At 73.0% G+C, this 22,324-nt stretch carries 19 protein-coding genes and 2 tRNA genes; 11 read left to right on the forward strand and 10 right to left on the reverse strand.

Going from position 1 to position 22,324, the window contains the following annotated elements:
* Positions 1-29: 29 nt before the first annotated feature.
* From GA0070564_RS22080 to GA0070564_RS22105, 6 genes are all read right to left on the reverse strand, one after another.
* On the reverse strand, positions 30-3,674 hold the full coding sequence (locus GA0070564_RS22080) for a LamG domain-containing protein (RefSeq protein WP_091611930.1): 3,645 nt from the start codon (positions 3,672-3,674) through the stop codon (positions 30-32).
* 221 nt (positions 3,675-3,895) lie between these two features.
* On the reverse strand, positions 3,896-4,891 hold the full coding sequence (locus GA0070564_RS22085) for a Rossmann-fold NAD(P)-binding domain-containing protein (protein ID WP_141714836.1): 996 nt from the start codon (positions 4,889-4,891) through the stop codon (positions 3,896-3,898).
* A 141-nt stretch (positions 4,892-5,032) separates the two neighbouring features.
* A tRNA-Val gene (locus GA0070564_RS22090) sits at positions 5,033-5,104 on the reverse strand.
* Positions 5,105-5,117: 13 nt separating this feature from the next.
* A tRNA-Gly gene (locus GA0070564_RS22095) sits at positions 5,118-5,190 on the reverse strand.
* Positions 5,191-5,365: 175 nt separating this feature from the next.
* Positions 5,366-5,797 carry a hypothetical protein gene (locus GA0070564_RS22100; RefSeq protein ID WP_218104981.1) on the reverse strand — a complete coding sequence of 144 codons (432 nt, stop codon included), beginning with the start codon at positions 5,795-5,797 and terminating at the stop codon, positions 5,366-5,368.
* A 50-nt stretch (positions 5,798-5,847) separates the two neighbouring features.
* Complete coding sequence (locus GA0070564_RS22105) at positions 5,848-6,489, reverse strand: MmyB family transcriptional regulator (RefSeq protein WP_141714837.1); 642 nt, start codon at positions 6,487-6,489, stop codon at positions 5,848-5,850.
* Between the two features lie 476 nt (positions 6,490-6,965).
* Here GA0070564_RS22105 and GA0070564_RS22110 point away from each other — a divergent pair, with 476 nt between their 5' ends.
* From GA0070564_RS22110 to GA0070564_RS22160, 11 genes are all read left to right on the forward strand, one after another.
* Positions 6,966-8,564 carry an aldehyde dehydrogenase family protein gene (locus GA0070564_RS22110; protein ID WP_245670151.1) on the forward strand — a complete coding sequence of 533 codons (1,599 nt, stop codon included), beginning with the start codon at positions 6,966-6,968 and terminating at the stop codon, positions 8,562-8,564.
* Between the two features lie 42 nt (positions 8,565-8,606).
* Complete coding sequence (locus GA0070564_RS22115; RefSeq protein WP_091611948.1) at positions 8,607-9,743, forward strand: acyl-CoA dehydrogenase family protein; 1,137 nt, start codon at positions 8,607-8,609, stop codon at positions 9,741-9,743.
* A 26-nt stretch (positions 9,744-9,769) separates the two neighbouring features.
* On the forward strand, positions 9,770-11,065 hold the full coding sequence (locus tag GA0070564_RS22120; protein ID WP_091611951.1) for an aspartate aminotransferase family protein: 1,296 nt from the start codon (positions 9,770-9,772) through the stop codon (positions 11,063-11,065).
* 5 nt (positions 11,066-11,070) lie between these two features.
* Positions 11,071-11,559 carry a type II toxin-antitoxin system RatA family toxin gene (locus tag GA0070564_RS22125; protein ID WP_091611955.1) on the forward strand — a complete coding sequence of 163 codons (489 nt, stop codon included), beginning with the start codon at positions 11,071-11,073 and terminating at the stop codon, positions 11,557-11,559.
* A 31-nt stretch (positions 11,560-11,590) separates the two neighbouring features.
* Positions 11,591-12,085: a hypothetical protein gene (locus GA0070564_RS22130; RefSeq protein ID WP_091611959.1), complete on the forward strand. Its 495-nt coding sequence runs from the start codon at positions 11,591-11,593 to the stop codon at positions 12,083-12,085.
* 84 nt (positions 12,086-12,169) lie between these two features.
* Complete coding sequence (locus tag GA0070564_RS22135) at positions 12,170-12,745, forward strand: flavin reductase family protein (protein WP_091611962.1); 576 nt, start codon at positions 12,170-12,172, stop codon at positions 12,743-12,745.
* Between the two features lie 14 nt (positions 12,746-12,759).
* On the forward strand, positions 12,760-13,743 hold the full coding sequence (locus GA0070564_RS22140; RefSeq protein WP_091611966.1) for a ferritin family protein: 984 nt from the start codon (positions 12,760-12,762) through the stop codon (positions 13,741-13,743).
* Positions 13,740-14,756, forward strand: coding sequence for a beta-ketoacyl-ACP synthase III (locus GA0070564_RS22145; RefSeq protein ID WP_091611969.1), 1,017 nt, complete (start codon positions 13,740-13,742; stop codon positions 14,754-14,756). The genes GA0070564_RS22140 and GA0070564_RS22145 overlap by 4 nt, the downstream gene beginning before the upstream one ends.
* Positions 14,757-14,781: 25 nt before the next feature.
* A complete protein-coding gene (locus GA0070564_RS22150; protein WP_088970572.1) occupies positions 14,782-15,012 on the forward strand; it encodes an acyl carrier protein in 231 nt (76 codons plus the stop codon).
* On the forward strand, positions 15,012-16,235 hold the full coding sequence (locus GA0070564_RS22155; RefSeq protein ID WP_091611972.1) for a beta-ketoacyl-[acyl-carrier-protein] synthase family protein: 1,224 nt from the start codon (positions 15,012-15,014) through the stop codon (positions 16,233-16,235). Before GA0070564_RS22150 ends, GA0070564_RS22155 begins: the two co-directional genes overlap by 1 nt.
* A gap of 42 nt (positions 16,236-16,277) precedes the next feature.
* On the forward strand, positions 16,278-17,777 hold the full coding sequence (locus GA0070564_RS22160; protein WP_091611974.1) for an APC family permease: 1,500 nt from the start codon (positions 16,278-16,280) through the stop codon (positions 17,775-17,777).
* A 637-nt stretch (positions 17,778-18,414) separates the two neighbouring features.
* Here GA0070564_RS22160 and GA0070564_RS22165 read toward each other — a convergent pair.
* The 4 genes from GA0070564_RS22165 to GA0070564_RS22180 all read right to left on the reverse strand — a co-directional run bounded on the left by GA0070564_RS22165 (position 18,415) and on the right by GA0070564_RS22180 (position 22,306).
* On the reverse strand, positions 18,415-18,831 hold the full coding sequence (locus GA0070564_RS22165) for a PaaI family thioesterase (RefSeq protein ID WP_091611977.1): 417 nt from the start codon (positions 18,829-18,831) through the stop codon (positions 18,415-18,417).
* 89 nt (positions 18,832-18,920) lie between these two features.
* Positions 18,921-19,712 (reverse strand): thioesterase II family protein, encoded by a 792-nt coding sequence (locus tag GA0070564_RS22170; protein WP_091611980.1) that lies wholly within the window; start codon positions 19,710-19,712, stop codon positions 18,921-18,923.
* Positions 19,709-20,689, reverse strand: a complete 981-nt coding sequence (locus GA0070564_RS22175; RefSeq protein ID WP_091611983.1) for an LLM class flavin-dependent oxidoreductase — start codon at positions 20,687-20,689, stop codon at positions 19,709-19,711. Before GA0070564_RS22175 ends, GA0070564_RS22170 begins: the two co-directional genes overlap by 4 nt.
* A 51-nt stretch (positions 20,690-20,740) precedes the next feature.
* Entirely contained in the window at positions 20,741-22,306 is a 1,566-nt protein-coding gene (locus GA0070564_RS22180; RefSeq protein ID WP_091611986.1) for a long-chain-fatty-acid--CoA ligase, read from the reverse strand.
* Positions 22,307-22,324: the final 18 nt, after the last annotated feature.

Consider the following 22,324-nt stretch of genomic DNA (forward strand, 5'->3'; position numbering starts at 1 on the left):
GTCGAGTCGGCGCACCACCGCAGAGCCGATTACTCGATCGGCGTGACGACGTCGCCGGCGTACTTCTCGTTGATCTTCTTGACCTCGACGTCGGTCAGCGCGCCCTGGAAGAGACCCAGGTTGCCGACGTCACCCTGCACCAGATCCACCACCTGCGGGGTGGTCGTCGAGGTGTAGCGGGCGGCGCCCACGAAGAGCGGACCGGTGGCGCCGAACGCGCCGGTGAAGGCGGTGGGGAACGGAAGCTTCGCCACCAGGTCCCCGTTGACGTAGAGGCGGGACTCCCGGCGGCCCCGGTCGTAGACCCCGACCAGGTGCGTCCAGTGGTTCAGGTCGTCGCTGTTGAGCAGGCCGGACTGCGCGTCCGCGGCGTTGCCGTTGAGCGGGGTGCTGTCAACGCCGAAGAGGCTGAAGCACCAACGGTTCTCCAGCGTCCCGCTGATGTTCTTCGTCCGCAGGCCGAGGTAGAACGCCGACTGCTTCGCCCCGGCCTGGGCGACCGCCGTCTGGGTGGAGCCCAGCGACTCGGGCCGCATCCACACCGACACCGAGAACGAGTCCTCGGTGCGCAGCACCGGGGTCTCCTGCCAGTTGCCGCCGCCCACGTCCCTGAGCGAACGGCCGTACTCGATGGTCGCCTGGCTCGGGTCGGCGAGCGCGTGCGAGTCGAAGGAGAGGAAGTCGCGCCCGTCGCTGCCGACATCGGTGCCCAGGGTCAGCGCCAGCCGGCGGCCGAACTGCCCCGCCTCCGGCGCGTTGCACAGCGTCGGATCGGTCGACTCCTGCCAGCACGGGGTCGCGCCGGTGAAGTTCCAGTCGCCGACCTGGACCGAGCTGAGCATGCCCGGCTCGTCGAAGCCGCCGGAGGTGGGGTCCTCCTTGAGCTGGCCGGTGAAGTCCTGCGGCACGACCGCGCGGTCGAAGATCTGCACGTCGGCGAGCTGACCCTGCCAGTACTTCGTGGTCGCGGCCGAGTAGTGCCACTCACGCCCCACCGAGATCCGGCGGGCCGTCGGCCACGGCTTCAGGCTGCCGTCGAGACCCAGCGCCGTCGAGGCGACCTGGACGCCGTTGACGTAGAGGACGAAGGTGCCGGCGGCCGCGTCGTAGGCGCCCGCGACGTGGGTCCAGACCCCCATCGTCGGCGACGTCGGGGCCACCGCCGTCGCGTACGCGGTGGTGGGGTTGGCGTCCACCGTGTGCGCCCAGATCGCGAACTTCTTCCGCCCGCCGTCGGCCAGGTAGCCGAGGGTGAAGCTGGAGGTGGTGTCGCCCTCCTGCGACACGATCACCCGGTTGTCGGTGGGCAGGGCGTCGCCCTGCTTGCCGAGCTTCACCCAGGCCGCCATGCTGAACGACTTGCTCCGGTCGATCACCGGCGCACCGGTGGAGGCGTACGAGGTCGCGCCGTTGAAGTCCACGGTCTGACCGCCGACCAGCCGGACGTCGCTCGCCCAGGCCGTGCCGGACGGGGTGAGCGGGGTGTCGCCGGCCAGCGCCGGCTGGCTGTCGGCGAGCGCCTGCGCCTGCGTCACACCGGGGAAGCTCTCCAGGCCCCAGCGGGCCACCGCGGGTGACGGGCGGTCGGCCGTGAACTCGACCGATCCGTGGCCCTCGTTGCCGGCCCCGTCGATCGCGTCGACGTGCAGGGTGTTCATGCCGTACTTGGGCACGACGACCGAGGCGCCGCCGACCTGGTAGCAGACGGATCCGCCGCCCACGACCCCGACGCAGGCGCGACTGGCGGGCACTTCGATGGTCGGCGACGTCCAGCCGTAGTGGAACTTGGTCACCGTCAGGTCCGTGGTCTTGAAGCCGAAGGAGGCCACCGTGCCGGGCAGCGGCCTCGGGTTGGCCGAGGACAACTCGACGGTCACCGGCGGGACCTTGCGGTCGACGGTGAACTCACACCACGCCGACCAGGCGCCCGTCTTGCTGTACGGCGCCGGGTCGGTGGCCCGGGCCCGGAAGGCGTACGACACGCCGTCGACCACCCCGGAGAGCCCGGCGGTGGTGGACCGCCCGTTCGCCGGCACCGACGCGCCCGCCGGGGCCGTCTTGCGCGGGGTGGCGTCGTTGTAGGTGCCGGTGCTGGGGATCTGCAACCACTCGTACGCGGTCCGCAGCGCCTGGGTGGTGTCGGCGTCCCGGAAGATCGCCGACAGGGTCGGCGTCGGGCTGCCGATGGCGATGCGCTGCCCGCTCACACAGGCCACTCCGCCGGCCTGAAGGTTGGTCGGCGCGCCGGGGATGTTGTCGAAGTCGACGACGAGCTTGGCGTTGTTCGGGAAGAACTTCTTCCACCGGTCGGTGGTGGACTCACCCGAACCGTTGGTGGCGCTGCACGCGCAGAAGCCGAGGGTGATGTTGGACCAGCCGTTGGTGGCGTGGCTCTGGATGACGCTGGTGACCGAGGAGCCGGTGAAGTTCACCGTCATGTCGGGCTGCGGCGAGTCGGAGCAGCCCGAGCCCTCGTTGGCGTGGGAGTTGGCCGACGACTTCAGGCCGATCAGCCCCGGCGCCCACTTCGTCCGCGGCGTCGAGGCGATGCCGGCGGTGTGGAACAGGTAGGTGGGCGTGTCCGTGCAGGACCAGGAGTGGTCGAGCTTCATCTGCACGTAGGCCGACTGGATGTGCTTGCTCTTGAGCGCGCCGACCGGGAAGTCGAAGTAGGACCGGTAGATCTTCCCGCTGTCCGGGTCCCGGCCGACCCGCGCCACCGAGAGGTCGGAGTTGTTGCTGTTGTCGTTCGTCGCGTAAGCCCAGCGGGTCTTCCCCGTCGACCAGGCCGGATCGATGAACACCGGGAACGCGGTGGCCCCGGCGAGCAGCTTGGCGTCCGGACGCAGCACCAGGTCGCCGCCGGCGACCTCGACGCCGACGGCGGCGGTCCGGGCGACGTCACCCGGCGCCACCGCCGAGGACCGGCTCGGCGACCCGCCGCCCTGATCCGCGCCGCTCGCGGCCAGCGATCGGGCCGAGGTGGCGGACGGGGTGCTGGCGGAGTCCCACATCACCGCCGGTTCCGCGGCGGCGAGGACGTCGCTGCCGGCCACCGCCGACAGTCGACCGTCGGCCCCGCGCACCACCCGGGCGTCGCCGCCCAGGTCGAATCGCAGCGTCCGCAACGCCGGGTTCGCCGCCGCCTGCGGCGTCTTGACCGCGAACACGTGCGTGAAGCCCGTCCGGGTGGCCCGCAGCACCAGGTCCGTGCCGGGCAGCACCTCCGCGTAGGTGGCGGAATCCGCGCTGACCGTCGGCTTCGGCAGACCACCCGGCCAGGACAGGGTCAGTGACTTCCCCTGCCGCAGGAGAGTCACCGCCGGGCCGTTGCCCCCCGCCGAGAACCGCACGTCGGCCACGGACACCCCCGGGCGCAGCGACCCGTCGGCCCCCGGACGCAGGTTCAGATCGACATCCGCCCAGGCTCCGTCGGCACGGCGCACCCGTTGCGGCACGACGGCCGACTCGGAGGTGAACCCACCCGACGGATTGGCGAAGACCTGCGTGAGTTCGGTGCGGGCCGAGGCGACCTCGACCCGGACGCCGGACCGCTTCGCCCGGGCGGCGGCCGAGCCGGCGTCCGGAGCGACCGACGGACCCGCGGGAGCCGCCGGGGCAGACAACGGCGCCGCCGCCTCGACGGGCGACGGCGCCACCAGCAGGGAACTCATGACCACGGCCGCAGCGCCGGCGGCGGTGATCCGGGAACGTCTCAGAAAGAAGGCAGGCAGCATCGAGCGGCCAGGCACCATCTCAACCCCCGTGAAGGATGTGAACCAGTCGCGCGAACTCTAAGGCTCACGTCGATGCCTGTCTACGTCCGTCACTTGCCGTCAGGACGCAACGGGCGATCTACGCATCGCGCCCGGCGGGCGGACTCTGCGTGACCGGTTCAGCGCGCCTTGAGAAGGGCGGCCTCGCGGTCGGCGTCCAGGCCGACCGGGGCGCGGGCGGGGCGGCCGGCGCGCGGGGGCACCGAGCCAACCCGGCGCAGCCACCGCCAGGTGTCGGCGACGGTCTCGCCGACCGGGCGGCAGCTCAGCCCGGCCGCGTACGCCCGGCTGACGTCCCGCTGCTGCATCCAGCGGTACTCGTGGCCCGGGGGAATCCAGATCGGCAGGTCGTTCCACGGTTGCACGCCGGCTGCGAGGAGCCGATCCGGTGAGACCCACCGCAGCTCGGCGGCGGAACCGGTGGCCGCCACGCAGGCGGCCAGCAGCTCACCCATGCTGGCATGACCGGTCCGGCTGACCAGGTTCACCGGCCCGCCGAGCCCGGCCGCGCCCTGATCGAGCAGGAACGCCGCCAGGTCGCGGACGTCGACGTACTGCAGCGGCAGGTCCACCGGGCCGGGTGCCAGCACCGGGCCGCCTTGGGCGATCCGGTTCAGCCACCACGGCAGCCGGCCGATGTCCTCCCCCGGCCCGAGGATCAGCCCGGCCCGGGCCAGCAGCGCCCGGTCGCCGAACACCTCGACGGCGGCCCGCTCCCCACCGGCCTTGTTCGCCGGGTAGTCGCCGTCGTCGGCGTCGGCGGACGACCCGACCACCGGCGCCTCCTCGCCCACGCCGGGTGGCGCCGGCGGGACGTACACCGAGCCGCTGGAGACGTAGCCGTAGTGGCCGACGGAGCCGGCCAGCGACCTCGCCGCGTCGCGCACCGCCCGGGGCGCGCCGTCCCAGGTGTCCACGGCCAGGTCCCAGGCGCCGCCGGCCAGCGCGTCGAGGCCGCCGGGGGCGAGGCGGTCACCGCGCAGCCGTCGGACGCCCTCGGGTGTCGACCCGTGCCGGCCCCGGTTGAACACCGTCACGTCCCAGCCGCGGCGGACCGCCTCGGCGACCGTGGCCCCGCCGACGAAACCGGTCCCGCCCAGCACCAGAAGTCTCACGGCGTCCAGCCTGCCCGGGGCGACCGGTCGACGGGAAGCGCCCGGCGGTGATCTCTGCCGAGGGCAGAAGCGTCGGCGGCCGGAAAGCGGAAAGCACGGCTCGACGAGCCGGGCTTTCGCCATCGATCGAATTTCTTCCGGTGGGCGATACTGGGTTTGAACCAGTGACCTCTTCCGTGTCAAGGAAGCGCGCTCCCACTGCGCCAATCGCCCGTGAGGTGCTGCGAGCGGACGACGGGATTCGAACCCGCGACCCTCACCTTGGCAAGGTGATGCGCTACCAGCTGCGCTACGTCCGCGTGCCGCCGGTGTTCGTCGGCGACGGGGGAAACTCTACCCGATGCCAAGATCGCCGCACGCCGACCCCCTCCGCCGCCCCGGAGACGAGGGTGATCGCGCTGGTCACCGGCGGGGTGAAGGCTGGTCACCGGAGCACCGGTGACCAGCCTTCGACCGTGTTCGCCGGTCGGCGCCTCAGGCGCGGTCGGCCTTGCCCAGCGCGTACGCCTGAAGAGCGGCGAAGGCGCCCACGACCACGGCCTGGAGCACCATCCACACCTTGCCCAGGGTGGTGGCCTCGATCGCGCCGGTGGCGACGACGACCAGGCTGAGCACCACCCACAGCACGTTCACGGCGATCCAGAGCTTGGTCGCGCCCCGGCTGACCACCGGCCGGGTCGCGGTCACCCAGACCGCGATGCCGTACACCAGCAGGAAAGCGCCCACCTCGTACTGCACGCCGGTCGGGTAGCCGAACAGGTCGTTCAGCACCCCGGCCAGGGCCAGGTACGCGACGCCGTTGACGGCGGTGACCACGGCGTCGAGCTTCAACACCAGGCGCAGCAGCCGGTCGTTCGCCGCTCGGGTGGGGGTCGAGACGGGGTTGGAGGCCTGCATGGAGGACATGGGATCTTCCCTTTCGCTATGGATCGACATTCCTCGGCGAGGTGTCGGGGTCAGTCGGGCGGCGGCCGTTCGGTGGGATCGGCGAACAGGTAGCGCCGGGTGGCCTCGTCGGCCGGGAACACACACTCGGCGGTCACTCCGCTGGGCGTCCCCTCCCACGGGGTGCCGAAGAAGACCGCGGTGCTGATCAGGTTGAGCACGGTGGAGCCGACCCGGAGCCGGACCGGCACGGCGATCGGGTTGGTGGCGAGCGGGGCGGGCTCCGGCACCGTCCGGTAGCCGCGTACCTCCCGCTCCAGCCGGCGCAGCGGCTCGCCGCCGATCAGCTCGACCTGGCGGCGCAGCCGGCGCAGCAGGTGGGTGTGCACCTCGTCCAGGTTGTCCAGCCTCGGCGCCATGCCCCGCGGGTGCAGGATCAGTCGCAGCACGTTCACCGGCGGCGCCAGCAGCTCCGGGTCGACCGGCCCGACCAGGGCGTCCAGCATGTGGTTGCTGGCCAGCAGTTCCCAGTCCGGCCCCATCACCCAGGCCAGGAACGGTTCGTGGCCGTAGAGCAGGGTCAGCACGGACGACGAGAGCGCCTCGGGCGGGGCGGCGGGCGGCGGGACCGCCGGCGCCGGCGGGTCGGGTGTCGGGAAATTGTCGGCACGAGCCTGCGCGGAATGACGGCGCTGCCACCCCTGCCGGAGCAACGCAATCATAATTCCGTCGCAATCTGCGTGCCGCATGCCAATGGACGGTAGTGAGACAGCCGGCGGCCAGGCAATTACCTCCTACGTCAAGGATCCCCGTCGCGCACCGAGCGCGCCCCGGGACCCGTCGATCGCCCCGATTCACCGTCGCCGAGCCGACAGCCGGACATCGCCGCAGCTCAGGCCGGTACGCGGAACGCGCGGGCGCGACCTGGTCCGGTCATCGGGACTGCATCAGTCCGCCGTCAGTGGCGCATCAGCAAGGTCGGTGAACATCGGTTCGGCAACCATCCGGACGGTGTGGCACAACCGCCGGCGCCGCCGCCGCGATCCGTGCGGAACGGCGGAAGGCGCGACGGCCGGCTGGGCAGAAATTGATTGCCGCGATCGCGGCGACACGTCGGAGGGAACTGATCTCAATGCCGGTCTCGACGAAACTGCCGCATTCCGCGGAGGAGGTCCCGCCGGGAACGCCCGTGTCGGACGCCCGCCAGCGCAGCTACCGCTCGTACATCGGGGACAAGGACGTCGACGGGGTGGGCTGGGTCTACACGGTCAGCTCGCGGTCGATGCTGGAGGACGTCTTCACCAGCGTCAGCCTCAAGCGGAGCCTGGAACGCGACCCCGACTCCGACGCCGTGCACCACCCGTACGTCGTCGGCCGGTGCGCCGTCGCGGGCGCCGCGGACATCGACGCGGCGGTGGAGGCCGCGGCGACCGCCGCCCCGGCCTGGGCCGCCACGCCGCTGCCCCGACGCCTCGAACTGGGCCGCCGGTTCCGCGAGCGGCTGCTGGCCCGTTGGGACGAGTTCGTCGACCTGCTGGTCGCCGAGGCGCACCCGCGCACCGTGGCGAAGTGGGAGCTGAGCTGCCTGCTCCAGGTGCTCAGCGAGGAGAACCTGGCCTGGTACGAGCAGCAGATGCACGCCGAGTTCACCCACGGCGAGCGGCGGCTGATCGTCCGCCAACTGCCCGACGGGGTGGTCTGCGTCAACCCGCCGCAGAACGCCCCGGCGCCGAGCGCCGCGCTGGCCGTGCTGTCGCTGATGGCCGGCAACGCGGTGGTGATCCGGGCCCCGCGCAGCGTGCCGCTGAGCACCATGTTCCTGGTCCGTGAGCTGGTCGCGCCGGTGCTGCGCGAGCTCGACGCCCCGCCCGGCACGGTCAACGTGATCTGCGGCAAGCCGGTCGAGGTGATCGACCGCTGGCTGACCCACCCGCTGGTCGACGACATCTTCTACTTCGGCGGCACCGAGGAGGGGATGCGGATCCAGCGCGAGTGCGTGGAGCGGGGCAAGAAGCCGATCCTGGAGCTCGCCGGCAACGACGGCCTGGTGGTCTGGCACGACGCCGACCTGGCCCTGGCCGCCGAGGCGATCACCGAGAGCTTCGTCGGCTCCGGCCAGATCTGCATGGTCCCCAACTACGTGGTGGCCCACCCGGCCATCGCCGACGAACTGCTCGCCCTGGTCGTCGAGCGGGCCGCGCAGATCCGGCCCGGCTACCCGGAGGACGAGGGGGTGCTGCTGGCCCCGGTGCGGCGCAGCGAGAAGTTCTTCGAGCTGCTGGCCCGGGCCGTCGACCAGGGCGCCACCATCGCCTGCGGCGGCCGTCGGGTCGAGCTGGACGGCACGCCGTCGGAGGCCGGCGTCTTCCTCGAACCCACGGTGGTCCGGGTGGAGGGGCTGGCCGGCGCCCGCGACCTGGACGTCGTACGCCACGAGACGTTCTTCCCGCTGCTGCCGTTCGTGGTGCCGCCCGCGGCGCCCGACGACGAGCTGCTCGACCTGGTGCTCGCCTTCGTCAACGCCAACGAGTACGGCCTGCGCAACTCGCTCTGGTCCGGCTCCGAGCAGGTGATCGACGAGTTCGTCCGGCGGGTGCACAACGGCGGCCTGCTGAAGGTCAACGACTCGCACATCGGCTTCCTGCCGTACGTGCCGACGCACGGCGGCACCGGGCTGACCAGCGGCGCCTTCGGCGAGGCCAACTACCCGATCCTCAAGACCACCCACGTGCAGGGGGTCAGCATCACGTCCGGGATCAGCCCGCGGCGGGCCGCGTTCGGCCACTGACCACCTCCCCTCCCCCGACACCCATCCGCCTGGAGGTTCGCCATGCGTTCGCTCGACGTCGCCCGCGAGACGACAGAGAAGTACCACCCGGGGCTCGGCAAGGCCATCGCCGAGGTTCCGTTCACGGACCGGGAACAGCCCGGCTCACCACTGCTGGAGCTGTTCCGTACCTACGGCGGCCCGGCCCTGCTCGTCCCCGCCGTGTACGGCGGCCAGGGCGCCGGCCCGCTCGACGCGGTCCGGGTGATGCGGGCGATCGCCTCCTGGTCGCCGTCGCTGGGCGCCGCGGTCACCATGCACCACTTCACCGCCGCGACCCTGTTCGCCCTCGCCGAGACCGCCGACCGGCTCACCCCGGCGCAGCTGGACCTGCTGGGCCGGATCGCCCCCGAGGGGCTGCTCGCCGCCTCCGGCTGGGCCGAGGGCCGGACCAACCAGAACATCCTCACCCCCAGCGTCACCGCGAAGCCCACCGAGGGCGGCTACCTGATCAACGGCGGCAAGAAGCCGTGCAGCCTGGCCCACTCGATGGACGTGCTCACCGCCAGCGTCTCGCTGCCGATCGACGGCGAGCCGACCCTGGCCATGCTGCTGATGCCGGCGAAGCAGCCGGGGATCACCGTGCACCCGTTCTGGTCCACCCCGGTGCTGGCCGGCGCGGAGAGCGACGAGGTACGCCTCACCGACGTCTTCGTCCCCGAGGAGCTGGTCGTCCGGACCACCCCGGACGACCCGCACCGCCTCGACGACCTCCAGATCGCCGGTTTCGTCTGGTTCGAGATGCTGATCTCCTCGGTCTACCTGGGCGCCGCGAGCGCGCTGGTGGAGCGGGTCCTCGCCGCCGGCCGGGGCAGCATCACCGACCGCGCGGCGCTCGGCGTGGACGTCGAGTCGGCGGTCGGGCTGATCGAGGGGGTGGCCCGGGCGCTGGAGGCCGGCGACGCCGGCGAGGACACCGTCGCCGCCGTCCTGGTGGCCCGCTTCGCGGTGCAGGACATCATCACCCGGGTCGCCGCCTCCGCCCAGGAGCTGCTCGGCGGGATGGCCTTCATCTCCGCCCCGGAGGTCGCCTACCTCGCCTCGGCCGTCCGGCCGCTGGCCTTCCACCCGCCGTCGCGCAGCAGCACCGCGGAGTCGCTCGTCGAGTACTTCGCCGGCGGCCCGCTGCAACTGTCCTGAACCCGGCACACGTCAGAGGAGGATCCGTGACCGTACTGGAGCGGGAACGACCGCCGGTCGCCGTCGAGGACGACAAGGCGGAGGTGCTGGACCTGTACCGCGCCCACCTGAGCAAGGGGCGGGCCACCGTCGCCGAGCTGTTCGGCAGCCACATGGAGGTGGCCTCCGAGGGGGCCTGGGTCTGGACCAGCGACGACGAGGAGTTCCTCAACTGCGGGGGCTACGGCGTCTTCATCATGGGCGCCCGGCACCCACTGGTGGTGGAGGCCGTCCGCCGCCAGCTCGACAGCCACCCGGTCGCCACCCGGGTCCTGCTGGAGCCCACCGTCGGCCGGGCCGCCGCCGCGCTGGCCGACGTCACCCCGGCCGGCATGGACCGGGTGCACTTCGCCCTCGGCGGCGCCGAGGCGGTGGAGACCGGCATCAAGCTGGCCCGGGCGCACGGCAGGCGCCGGCTGGTCTCCATGCGGCAGGGCTACCACGGCAAGTCCCTGGGCGCCCTGTCGGTGACCGCCAAGGAGGTCTACCAGAAGCCGTTCCGGCCGCTGCTGGCCGACACCACCCACGTGCCGTTCGGCGACGCCGAGGCGCTGGAGCAGGAACTCGCCGCGCACCCCGGCGAGGTCTGCGTGATCGTCGAACCGGTGCAGGGCGAGGGCGGCGTGGTGCTGCCGCCCGAGGGCTACCTGCGCCAGGTGGAGGCGCTCTGCCGCCGGCACGACGGCTTCCTGATCCTCGACGAGGTGCAGACCGGCATGGGCCGGCTCGGCGCCTGGTGGGGGGCCGACCTGGCCGGGATCACCCCGGACGTGCTGCTCACCGGCAAGGCGCTCGGCGGCGGGGTGGTGCCCGTCTCGGCGGCGGTGGCCAGCCGGGCGGTCTTCGCCCCGTTCGACAAGGACCCGTACCTGCACACCGCCACCTTCTCCGGCCAACCGCTGCTGATGGCCGCGGTGCAGGGCGCGATCCGCGCCATGAAGGAGGAGGACCTGGTCGAGCGGGCCCGGACCCTCGGCGAGCGGCTGCTCCCCGAGATCGACCGGATCGCCCGGGCCAACTGCGGCGACCTGGTCGCCGACGTACGCGGGCAGGGCCTGCTGATCGGCGTCGAACTGGTCGAGGCCGGACTCGCCGGTGAACTGCTGATCGAACTGTTCAACAACGGGGTGGTGGCCAACCACTCGATGACCGCCAGCGGGGTCGTCCGGTTCACGCCCCCGGCGATCCTCAACGACCGCGAGGTCGAGTTCCTCCTCGAAGCCTTCGACCGCGCCACGCGCGACCTCGTGCGCAAGAGCGCCCAGATGCCGGAAGGGTGGTGAGAGCCATGCGTCGCGTGCTGCTCGAAGCCGTCATCCCCGCAACCCCCGCCGACCAGGTCTTCACCCAGGTGGTCCGGTTCGACCGCTACCCGGACCTCGCCCCGCACGTGCAGTCCACGGTGGTGCACCGGACCCTGCCGGAACCGACCGGACGCTCCGACTGGGAGCTGCACTTCCGCAGCGGCCTGCTGCGCTGGACCGAGGAGGAGACCTTCCACCCCGACCAGCTGCGGATCACCTTCACCCAGACCGCCGGCGACTTCGACGAGCTGCACGGCGAGTGGGTGCTGCGCGCCGACGGCGACGACACCGCGCTGCGCTTCCAGGCCGACTTCGACTTCGGCATCCCCAGCCTCGCCGGAATCCTCGACCCGATCGCCGAACGGGTGATCAAGGAGACCATCGCCTGGGTCCTGGTCGGCCTCTTCGACGACGTACGCCTCGACACCCCGCTGGACCTCACCACCCCGCCGGTGCCCGGCGGGGTCCGCTGAGCCACCACCCCACGACCCCTGAGGACCCGACATGGACGCCGCCAACCCGTTCGAGACACCGAAGACCTTCGCGCTGCACCGGGGCGAGTACCTGGTCGGCTTCGCCGTCGCCACCACCCTGGGCGTCTGGCACTGGCAGGAGATCCGCTGGCTGCCGGCCGTGGCGCTCTTCCTCTACATCGACCTGATCGGCTACATCCCCGGGGCGATCGCCTTCCGGCGCAGCACGGACGGGAACATCCCCAAGATCTACTACGTGCTCTACAACACCATGCACAGCCTGATCACGCAAAGCGTGGTGGTCGGCCTGTGGCTGCTGTTCGTCGGCCCCGAGTGGGCGCTGATCGTCATCCCGTTCCACCTCTTCGCCGACCGGGGCCTGTTCGGCAACTTCCTCAAGCCGTTCAACCTGCCGTTCGAGCCGCACCCGCACCCCGCGTACGACAAGCTGCTCAGCTCGCTGGGCTACCCGGCCCGGGCGAAGAAGGCCACCACGCACGCCCCCGTACCCGCCGAGGCGCACTGACGCCGCACGGCCGGTCCGCCGGCGGTCGCCCCAGCTCCGACCGCGACCGCCGGCACCGGGTTCCGCGAGCCGACGAGGAGTGACATGTCCACCGACGATCCCGCCCCTTCGCACCGGCGCGCCGTACGCCAGATCGCCTCCGGCGTCGCGGTCCTCACCGTCCGGCACGGCCAGGCGGTGCACGGCACCACCGTCAGCTCACTGACCGCCGTCTCCCGGGAACCGCTGCTGGTCGCCGCCTGCCTGCACCGGCGGTCCAGCTTCACCGACCTGGCGCTGGCCGCCCGGCGTTTCTCGGTCAACGTGCTCGGCTCGGCACAGGCGCTGGTCGCCGGCTGGTTCGCCGACCCCGACCGGCCGGCCGGGGCGGCCCAGTTCGACTGCGTCCGGTGGCGGCCCGACCCGGCCGGCGGCGGGCCGCTCATCGACGGGTCGCTGGCCAGCTTCAGCTGCGCGCTGGTCGACTGCGTCACCGCCGGCGACCACCGGATCCTGCTGGCCGAGGTGACCGCCGGCGCGGCCGGGGAGGGGAGCCCGCTGCTGCACTTCTCCGGCCGCCTGCACGACGGCGTCCTGCGCGGCCTGCCCCGCGGCTCCGGCCACCCCGCCGTACCGGCCACCGCCATGGCCGGCGCACCGACCGCTCCCCTGCCATCCTGAGAGGACAACCACCGATGACGATCGTGACGCCCGCCGAGGCCGGCTGGGACACCGCCCCGGGACTGCTGGACGGGGCGAAGAGCCTCACCCTCACCGCCGAACAGTGCGACCTGGCGTACTGGTTCTCCGCCGTCGCCCAGGGCACCCTGGCCGGGCGCGCGGCCACCGGCCACGTCGAGGGCTGCCCCACCCCGGAGGCGATGCGGCAGCCGGGCCCGCTGCGCGACGCGCTGATCCTGGAACTGGGCCAGCGCTCGCTCGCCGAGGACCGCGCCACCCGGCTGCTCGCCCACTACGTGGCCAACGCGCCGGGCATCGCCGAGATGGAGTTCTACGCCACCCAGCTGATCGACGAGGCCCGGCACGCCCAGGTGTTCCGCCACCACCTCCTCGAGCTGGGGGTCCCCGCCGACCGGCTCGCCGCCACCCTCGCCGAGGTCTCCACCGACTACCGGCGCGACGTGCTCGACCCGATCGAGGCGTACTCGCTGCGGGTGGTGCGCGACGAGGGCGACTTCATCGGCGGGGTGGCGATCTTCACCATCGTGATCGAGGGGGTGCTGGCGCCGGCGGCGGAGCTGAGCGAGCGCAAGTGGGACCGGCTCGACCCGGCGGCCAGCGAGATCGCCCGGGGCGCGGCGATCGACGAGATCCGGCACCTGACGGTGGGCAGCTCGCTGATCCGGGAGCACCTGCTCCGGCACCCCGAGTACCGGCCGCGGCTGCTGGAGATCATGCGGGACGGGCGCCGGCTCTGGGACGAGCTGCCCGACAAGAAGTACGTCATGCAGCGCGAGGAGCTGTTCCAGGAGGGCATGCACCAGCACGCCGACCTGATCGGCGACTACGAGGTGTGGCCCGGCCGGCGGCTGCTCGACACCACCCCCGACGAGCGGTACGACACCGCCGACCGGTGGACCGAGGAGATGGCGGTCAGCCGCCTGGAGTACATGGGCCTGGCCGACGCGCTGCCGATCCTGATGGGGCCGGCACAGTGACCACCCTGCGGGCGGTGATCTGCGGCGTCGGCGCCGCGCTGCCGCCCCGGGTGGTCACCAACGACGAGCTGTCGGCGTACCTGGACACCAGCGACGAGTGGATCCGGCAGCGCACCGGCATCCGGACCCGCCGCCGGGTCGACCCGGGGACGGCCACCGCCGACCTGGCCACCGAGGCGGGCGCCCGGGCGCTGGCCTCGGCGGGCGTGACCGACGTGGACGCGGTGGTGCTGGCCACCGCCACCCCGGACCGGCTGGTGCCGGCCACCGCGCCGGAGGTGGCCACCCGGCTCGGCCTGACCGGGGTGGCCGCGTACGACGTGGCCGCGGTGTGCAGCGGGTTCGTCTACGGCCTGGCCAGCGCGGCCGGGCTGGTCGCCACCGGAGACTTCCGGCGGGTGCTGCTGATCGGCGCGGAGGCGTACTCGACGATCATCGACCCGAAGGACCGCACCACCGCGGCCATCTTCGGCGACGGCGCCGGCGCGGTGGTGCTGCGGGCCGGCGGGCCCGGCGAGCCCGGCGCGATCGGCCCGGTGGACCTGGGCAGCGACGGCAGCCTGGTGGAGCTGGGCATGATCCCGGCGGGCGGCTCCCGGCAGCGGTCCGCCGGTGGCACCGCCGCGCCGGAGGACCACTACTTCCGGATGCAGGGCGGCGACATGTACCGGCACGCGGTCACCCGGATGACCGCGTCCGCGTCGACCGCCCTGGACCGCGCCGGCTGGCGACTGTCCGACGTGGACCGCTTCGTGCCGCACCAGGCCAACGCCCGGATCGCCGCGGCCGTCGCGGAGCGGCTCGGCCTCACCGGCGACCAGCTGGTCTCGAACATCGAGCACGTCGGGAACACCGCCGCCGCCTCGATCCCGCTGCTGCTGGCCCAGGCCGCCGCCGACGGCCGGCTCCGTCCCGGGCACCGGGTGCTGCTGGCCGCCTTCGGCAGCGGCGCCACCTGGGGCGCCACCACCCTGGTCTGGCCCGAGGTCGGGGCCGTTCCCATCCCTTCCTGACCCAACCCCGAAGAGAGGACCCACCGTGTACGAGCAGCTGAAGGACATCGTCGCCAGCAAGTTCCAGATCGACCCGGGCGAGATCGCCCCGGACTCCACGCTCAAGGGCCTGGAGCTGGACTCGCTGGACACCGTCGAGCTCTCCCTGGTCATCGAGAAGGAGCTCGGGGCGCAGGTCTCCGACGTGGAGCTGGCCGAGGCGCAGCGCCTGGACGAGATCGTCCGCCTGGTCGAGAGCCGGACGGCGAGGATCTGATGCCGATCCCCGCCGTCGCCGTCACCGGGCTGGGCCTGGTCTGCCCCGCGGGCGTCGGCGTCGACGCCGGCTGGGAGCGGGTCTGCGCGGGGGCGCCGACCGCCGCAGCGGACCCGGTCCTGGCCGGCAACCCGGTGACCATCTCCTGCCGGGTGCCGGGCTTCGACCCGGCCGCGCTGCTCACCGCGCGCCGCGCCCGGCGGCTGGACCGGTTCGTCCAGTTCGCGCTGGTCGCGGCCCGGGAGGCGGTGACCGACGCCGGGCTCGACCCGGGCGCCTGGGACGGCGCACGGGTCGGCGTGGTGCTCGGCAACACCGCCGGTGGCACGGCCACCGTGGAGGAGCAGATGCGGGTGCTGCTGGCCGAGTCCCCGGGCCGGGTGTCCCCGCTGCTGCTGCCGATGCAGCTCGCCAACATGGTCGCCGGCACGGTCGCCATCGAGCTGGGCGCCCGGGGCCCCAGCCTGGTGGTGGCCACCGCCTGCGCCTCGGGCACCAGCGCCGTCGGGGTGGCCCGCGACCTGCTCGCCCTGGACCGCTGCGACGTCGTGGTCACCGGCGGCAGCGAGGCGATGGTCACCCCGCTGATGATGGCCGGCTTCGCGCAGATGGGCGCCCTCTCCGGCCGGCTCGACGACCCGGCGCGGGCGTCCCGCCCGTTCGACGTCGACCGGGACGGCTTCGTCGCCGGTGAGGGCGCCGGCGTGCTGGTGCTGGAGCGGGTCGCCGACGCCCGGGCCCGGGGCGCCCGGGTGCGGGCGCTGGTCGCCGGCTACGGCGCCTCCGCCGACGCCCACCACGTCACCGCCCCCGACCCCCAGGGGCGCGGTTTCGAACTGGCGATCCGAGGGGCGCTCGCCGACGCCGGCGCCGAGCCGGAGGCGGTGGACCACGTCAACGCCCACGGCACCTCCACGCCGCTCAACGACGTCACCGAGGCCCGGGTGCTGCGGCGGGTCCTCGGCGACACCGGGGCGCTGGTCACCTCGACCAAGGGCGTCACCGGTCACTGCCTCGGCGCGGCCGGCGCGGTGGAGGCCGTGTTCACCGTGCTCGCCGTCGAGCGGGGCCTGGTCCCGCCGACGGCCAACCTGACCACCCTCGACCCGGAGATCGACCTGGACGTGGCGGCCAAGCCCACCCATCGCCGGATCGACCTCGCGCTGAGCAACTCCTTCGGCTTCGGCGGCCAGAACGCCGTCCTGGCGTTCCGCGCCGCCTGAGCCACGTCACACCACACCCCCTTTCAGTGATTGGTGACGGTCATGCCCAACCCCCACACCGCGGTCGACGGACGGAACCTCCGACCGACCCTGAGCACCTCGAAGATCGTGTTTCTGGTGGTGGCGGCGGCCGCGCCGCTGGCCGCCATGGTCGGCACCGTGCCGCTCGCGTTCGCGATCGGCAACGGCGCCGGCGTACCGGCCATGTTCGTCTTCGCCGGCATCACCCTGTTCTGCTTCTCCGTCGGGTACGCGGCGATGAGCCGGCGGATCGTGCACGCCGGTGGCTTCTACACCTACCTGGTCCAGGGGCTCGGCAAGCCCGTGGCGGTGGCCGGCGGGGCGATCGCGATCGTGTCGTACAACGCGGTGGCGATCGGGCTGGCCGGCGCGTTCGGCTACTTCGCCCAGCTGGTGCTGGAGGCGCTCGGCGTGGCCGTGCCCTGGCAGGCGTGCGCCGCCTTCGCCGTACTCGTGGTCGGGGTGCTCGGCTACCGGCAGATCGACCTCAGCGCGCGGGTGCTGTCGCTGCTGATGGTGGCCGAGATCGGGGTGCTGGCCGTACTCGACGTCGGCATCCTGGCCCACCACGGCGGGGCGGCACTGCCGGCGGCCTCGTTCGACCCGTCGGTGGTGCTCAGCGGCGGCGTCGGGGTGGCGATGATGTTCGCCTTCATCTCGTTCATCGGCTTCGAGTCCGCCGCCCTCTACGGCGAGGAGACCCGGAACCCGGCGCGCAGCATCCCGCTGGCCACGTACGCCTCGGTCGGCCTGATCGCCGTCTTCTACGCCTTCACCAGCTGGGCGGCGGTCGGCGCGATCGGGCCCGAGCGGGTGAGCGAGGTGGCCGGTGACCAGCTGGGCAACCTCTTCTTCACGGTCAGCGACGCCAACGTGGACCCGGCGCTGACCGCGGTGATGCAGATCCTGCTGGTCACCAGCCTGCTGGCCGCGATGCTGGCGCTGCACAACGCCGCCAACCGGTACGCCTACGTCTTCGGCCGCGAGGGGGTGCTGCCGACCGGGCTGGGCGCGGTGCACGCCCGGCACCTCTCCCCGCACCGGGCCAGCGTCAGCCAGACCGTGCTCACCACCGTGGTGCTGGCGGTCTTCTCGCTGGCCGGGCTGCACCCGTACACGAACCTGGCGACCAGCATGGTCGGGCTGGGCACCCTGGGCATCATCGTGCTCCAGGCCGGGGCGGCGCTGGCCGTGATCGCGTTCTTCCGGGGCCGAGCCGACCGGCACTGGTGGCGGACCCTGGTGGCGCCCGGGCTGGGCGCCCTCGGGCTGATCGCCGCGGTCGAGTTGGTGGTGACGAACTTCTCGGTGCTCACCGGGTCGACGTCGCCGGTGATCAACGCGCTGCCCTGGCTGCTGCCGATGCTCGCGGTGGCCGGCATCGGGTACGCGCTGTGGATGCGCGCCAACCGCCCGGCCCGGTACGCCGCCCTGGGCGCCGTCGAGACCGACGTGCCCGGGGACGACACCACCGCCGGGGCGCCCACCCGACCGGAGGCCGGGGTCGCCGCGGTCGGCTGACGGCCCACCCGGCCGGCTGGCCGCGGTCGGCTGCCCGACACCGGAGAGGCCCGGCGCGACGGCGAGGTCATGCCGGAACGGGAGAGGCCCGGCGCGACGGTGACGTCACGCCGGGCCCAGCCGCGCTCGGGAGCTCTGCCCTGTCCAGGACGAGGTGCGCGACCCCGCCTTCCGCCTGGTCCCGGTGCTGCCGAGGGTGGCGGCGGCGGCACGTCGACCGGCCGGACCACCCATGCGCAGCGGCTCCCACCGCCCGGGGTCCAGCCAGGCCTCCCCCGTCCCCGGCGATGCAACAGCGTGTGGCATGTCCGGGCGTCCGGTGCCGGGCAGTCGACGCCCACATTGAGGGGGTGGGCCGACGAGCGGCACCGGGTGACGGAGAGTAGCCAGCGTCAGAGAGTAATGACCGGTTCGAGCGTGATACCTCGGAGTCATCATTATTCCTCTGAGGTATCACGCTCGCGGAGCTGTCCACTTTGCGGCCCGACCGATCCGAGGACCGCGGCGGGCCAGCGGTGGGCGGCTCGGCGATCAGCTTGCCGGAGGTCGTCTGCCCAGCGGTCGGCGGCCGCGCGGTCCACGACCGACCGCACGGTCCACCGGGCAGGTCGGCCGCGGAAGGCCGGGGCGGTGCGGGTCAGCGCAGGATGGCCTGGGTCTGGGTGACCTGGGCGACCCGGGTGGCGGTGTCGTCGAACAGGTCGGTCTGGATGACGGACACCGTCCGGCCCAGGTGCAGCAGGCGGGCCGTCGCGGTCACCACCCCGGCGCGCACGGCGTGCAGGAAGTTCGTCTTCAACTCGATGGTGGTGGTGCCGGTCGACCCGGCGGGCAGGTTGAGGAACGCGCACACCCCGGCCGCGGCGTCACCCAGGGTCACCAGCGCCCCGCCGTGCAGGACCCCGCCGGCGGTGCAGCGCTCCGGCGCCCAGGGCAGCCGGGCGGTCACCTCCTCCGGGTCGAGCCGGTCGAACTCGATGCCCACGGTCGCGGCGAACGGGGTCAGCCGCAGCAGCTCCTGCGGGTCGAGGCGGCGTACCGGTGAAGTGGTCATGTCGTACTCCCTCGGGTGAAGGTGGTGGGCCGGCGCACGACGGCGGCGGCCGCTGCCCGCGGCCGCCGCCGTGCCCGGCGTCGGGTCCGTCACCGCGCCGCGGCCACCAGCCGTTGCAGGTGCCGGACCAGGTCGGACGTCACGGTCAACGCATGTTCCTCGATGTAGAAGTGTCCACCGGGGAACTCGCTGTTGCCGAGGTAGTTCACGGTGCGATCCTGCCAGGACGCCATCGCCCCGGGGAACATCAGCGGATCCGAGCGACCGCCGTAGGAGACCACCGGGCAGGGCACCCTCTCCTCCCGGTCCACGGCGGTGGCGCAGACCGCCAGGTCCGCCCGGAGCGTCGGGATGACCATGGCCAGCAGCTCCTCGTCGTGCATGACGTCGGCCGGCAGCGAGCCCAGGTCGACGATCCACTGCCGCAGATCCTCCTCCGGCAGCCGGGCGTGCTCCATGGTCGGCGTGCGGAACCCCTCCGGCGCCCACCCGGAGGCGGCCACCAGCACCGGCGGCCGCTCGCCGTCGGCCACCAGCATGGCCGCCAGCCGGTACGCCAGCTGGGCGCCCATGCAGTGCCCGAAGAAGGCGTACGGGCGCTCGTCCAGCTCGGCGGCGATCGTCTCGCGCAGCGCGTCGAGCAGCGGCTCCATCTCGGTGAACGCCGGCTCCCCGCGACGCTGCTGCCGGCCCGGCAGCTGGACGCACTGGTACGCGATCGACGGCGGCAGCAGCCCACCCCAGTCCCGGTAGATGGAGACGCCGCTGCCGGCGTGCGGGAACAGGAACAGCCGCAGCGTGGTGTCCGGGTCGATCTCCGTCGGCTCGAACCAGCGCCCGCCCGCACCGGTGACGCCGGTGGCGTTCGTCGGGGCGGTCACGCGAGCCCCCGCAGCGCCGGCACCAGCACCTCGGCGATCTCCTTGAGCTGGGTGGCCGGTTGCAGCGAACCGATCCGGATCACCAGGTGCCGGGCGCCCGCCCGGACGTAGCCGGCGAGCCACTCGGCGCACTCCTCGGCCGTGCCGTTGCCGTACGCCTGGATCTGCGCCATGAAGCCCAGCGGGCGGCCGTAGTAGTGCTGGACGTACTCCTCCAGCTCCTCCTCGGCCCGCAGCCGGTCCGGGTTCACGTTGATCGTGGCGTAGAAGGCGCCGGTGATCGACCCCTCCGGGCGCCCCCGCTCGGCGGCCAGCTCACCGATCCGCTGCCAGCCCGCCGCGTACGCCTGCGGGGTGGGCAGGAACGGCATCCAGCCGTCGTAGCGTTCCGCGACCCGGGCCAGCACCCGGGGCGTGTCGCTGCTGGCCAGCCAGACCGGCGGGCCCTGCGGGGTGGCCGGCGGGGGCAGTCGGTCCAGTCCCCGCCCGACGGCGTGCCGGCCGGTGAAGTCCGGCCCACCGCCGGTGCGGCTCGCCCAGGCGGCCCGCCACAGCGCCACCGTGTCGTCGAGCCGCCCGGCCCGGCCGGTGAACGGGATGCCGAGCTGCTCGAACTCCTCCTCGGTCTGCGGCACCGGGAACCCGGCGCCGACGCCGAGGGTGAGCCGGCCCCGGGCCACCTGGTCCAGGCTGGCAATCATGTTGGCGCCGATCAGCGGTGGGCGGAGCACGGCGGTGATCGCCGCGGTACCGATGGTCACCCGGGAGGTGGCCGCCGCCACCGCGGCGAGCACCACCAGCGGGTCCAGTCGGGGCCGGGCGAACAGCGAGTCGCCCGTCCAGAGCGAGTCGAAGCCCAGCTCCTCGGCCTGCTGGGCGAAGTCCAGCAGGGGCGCGGCGCTGAACTCGCCGGTCATCGCCAGTTCCCGGGTCGGTAGCAGCACCCCGACGCGGGGCTGCGACTGTGCGTTGGTCATCTCGTTCCGTCCTTGTTCGAGGCGGGGATGCGCGGCGGGCGGGGTGCCCGGTCAGGCGGCCGCGGGTACGGCCAGCAGGCGCTCGCGGACCGTGCGGCGCAGGATCTTCCCGGACGGGTTGCGGGGCAGGTCGTCCACGACGGTGTAACCGACCGGGATCTTGAAGTCGGCGATCCGGCCCTTGAGAAAGAGCATCAGCTGCCGCGGGGTCACCTGGTGGCCCTCGCGCAGCAGCACGCAGGCGTGCACCGCCTCGCCCCAGTTCTCGTGCGGCACGCCGACCACGGCGACGTCGGCCACCGCCGGGTGGTCGCCGATCGCCCGCTCCACCTCGGCCGGGTAGATGTTCTGCGCGGCGACGATGATGGTGTCGTTGATCCGGTCGCAGAGGAACAGGTAGCCGTCCTCGTCGAGGTAGCCGGCGTCGCCCATGTGCAGCCACTCCCCGACCAGCGTCTTCGCCGTCGCCTCGGGCAGGTTCCAGTAGCCCAGCATCCGGGCGCCGGTCCGCAGGCAGACCTGGCCGATCTCCCTCGGCGGCAGCACGTGGCCGTCGCCGTCGACGATCTTGATCTCGACCCCGGGGCAGGCCAGCCCCGCCGACCGCATCCGCGGGCTGCCCTTGACGTGGTCGACCGGGCGCAGGCAGACCGCCACGCTGCCGGTCTCGGTGCTGGCGTAGATCTGGGCGAAGTCGCAGTCCATCATCTCCAGGCACTGCTCCAGCAGCGACTCGGAGATGGGCGCCGCGCCGTAGGTGACCTTGCGCAGCGACCGGAACGTCTCCCTGGTGACCTCCGGCTCGGCGAGCAGCATCTGCAACATGGCCGGGGCCATGTAGGTGACGCTGACCCGGTGCCGGGCGATCAGGCGTACGGCGTCCTGGGCGACGAAGGCGCGCATCACCACGTTCGGCACCCCGGCCACGAAGCCGTGCATGAACCAGGCGAACCCGGCGATGTGGAACCCGGGCAGCGCGATCAGGCTGACGTCGCCGGGCCGCCAGTCGATCCAGTCCCGGATGCCCTCCCCGGCCGCCTCCGGGAAGGCGAAGAAGCTGCGGTGGGCCAGCATCGCGCCCTTGGGCAGGCCGGTGGTGCCGCTGGTGTAGAGCTGCACCACCGGGTCGTCCCGCCCGGTCCCCGGATCCAGGTCAGCGGCGGACGCCCCGGCCTTCCACGCGGCCAGGCCGGCGCCCCGGTCGGTCGCCGAGTCGACCTGGACCACCCCGCGCAGCCCCGGCAGCTCGCCCCGGATCCGCTCCACCACCGGCAGGTACTCGCCCTCGGCGAAGAGCAGCTCCGCGCCGGAGTCCCGGACGATGTGGTCGACCTCCACGGCGGTCAGCCGCCAGTTGATCGGCACCAGCACCAGGCCCGCCTTGGCGCAGCCCAGGGCCAGGTCGTAGTAGTGCTCGGACTCCTTGCCGAGGAACGCCACCCGGGCGCCCCGGCGCAACCCGGCGGTGAGCAGCGCGTGCGCTGTCCGGTTGCTCGCCGCGTGCAGCTGCCCGAAGGTAAGGCTGCGGTCCTCGCAGATCACCGCGGTGTCGTCCGGGTGGGCGGCGGCGTTGGCCGCGGACGCCGCGGTCAACGTGTCGATCGTCGTACGGGTCATGACGGCTCCGATCGTGGG

Source organism: Micromonospora mirobrigensis (genome assembly GCF_900091555.1).
GTDB lineage: Bacteria > Actinomycetota > Actinomycetes > Mycobacteriales > Micromonosporaceae > Micromonospora > Micromonospora mirobrigensis.

Bases quoted from the DNA above. Each gene is read 5' to 3' on its own strand.
- GA0070564_RS22130 (WP_091611959.1), top strand. From the start codon at position 11,591: ATGGACGCCGCCAACCCGTTCGAGACACCGAAGACCTTCGCGCTGCAC.
- GA0070564_RS22155 (WP_091611972.1), top strand. From the start codon at position 15,012: ATGCCGATCCCCGCCGTCGCCGTCACCGGGCTGGGCCTGGTCTGCCCC.
- GA0070564_RS22100 (WP_218104981.1), bottom strand. From the start codon at position 5,797: ATGTCCTCCATGCAGGCCTCCAACCCCGTCTCGACCCCCACCCGAGCG.
- GA0070564_RS22125 (WP_091611955.1), top strand. From the start codon at position 11,071: ATGCGTCGCGTGCTGCTCGAAGCCGTCATCCCCGCAACCCCCGCCGAC.
- GA0070564_RS22135 (WP_091611962.1), top strand. From the start codon at position 12,170: ATGTCCACCGACGATCCCGCCCCTTCGCACCGGCGCGCCGTACGCCAG.
- GA0070564_RS22175 (WP_091611983.1), bottom strand. From the start codon at position 20,689: ATGACCAACGCACAGTCGCAGCCCCGCGTCGGGGTGCTGCTACCGACC.
- GA0070564_RS22165 (WP_091611977.1), bottom strand. From the start codon at position 18,831: ATGACCACTTCACCGGTACGCCGCCTCGACCCGCAGGAGCTGCTGCGG.
- GA0070564_RS22140 (WP_091611966.1), top strand. From the start codon at position 12,760: ATGACGATCGTGACGCCCGCCGAGGCCGGCTGGGACACCGCCCCGGGA.
- GA0070564_RS22080 (WP_091611930.1), bottom strand. From the start codon at position 3,674: ATGAGTTCCCTGCTGGTGGCGCCGTCGCCCGTCGAGGCGGCGGCGCCG.
- GA0070564_RS22180 (WP_091611986.1), bottom strand. From the start codon at position 22,306: ATGACCCGTACGACGATCGACACGTTGACCGCGGCGTCCGCGGCCAAC.
- GA0070564_RS22160 (WP_091611974.1), top strand. From the start codon at position 16,278: ATGCCCAACCCCCACACCGCGGTCGACGGACGGAACCTCCGACCGACC.
- GA0070564_RS22115 (WP_091611948.1), top strand. From the start codon at position 8,607: ATGCGTTCGCTCGACGTCGCCCGCGAGACGACAGAGAAGTACCACCCG.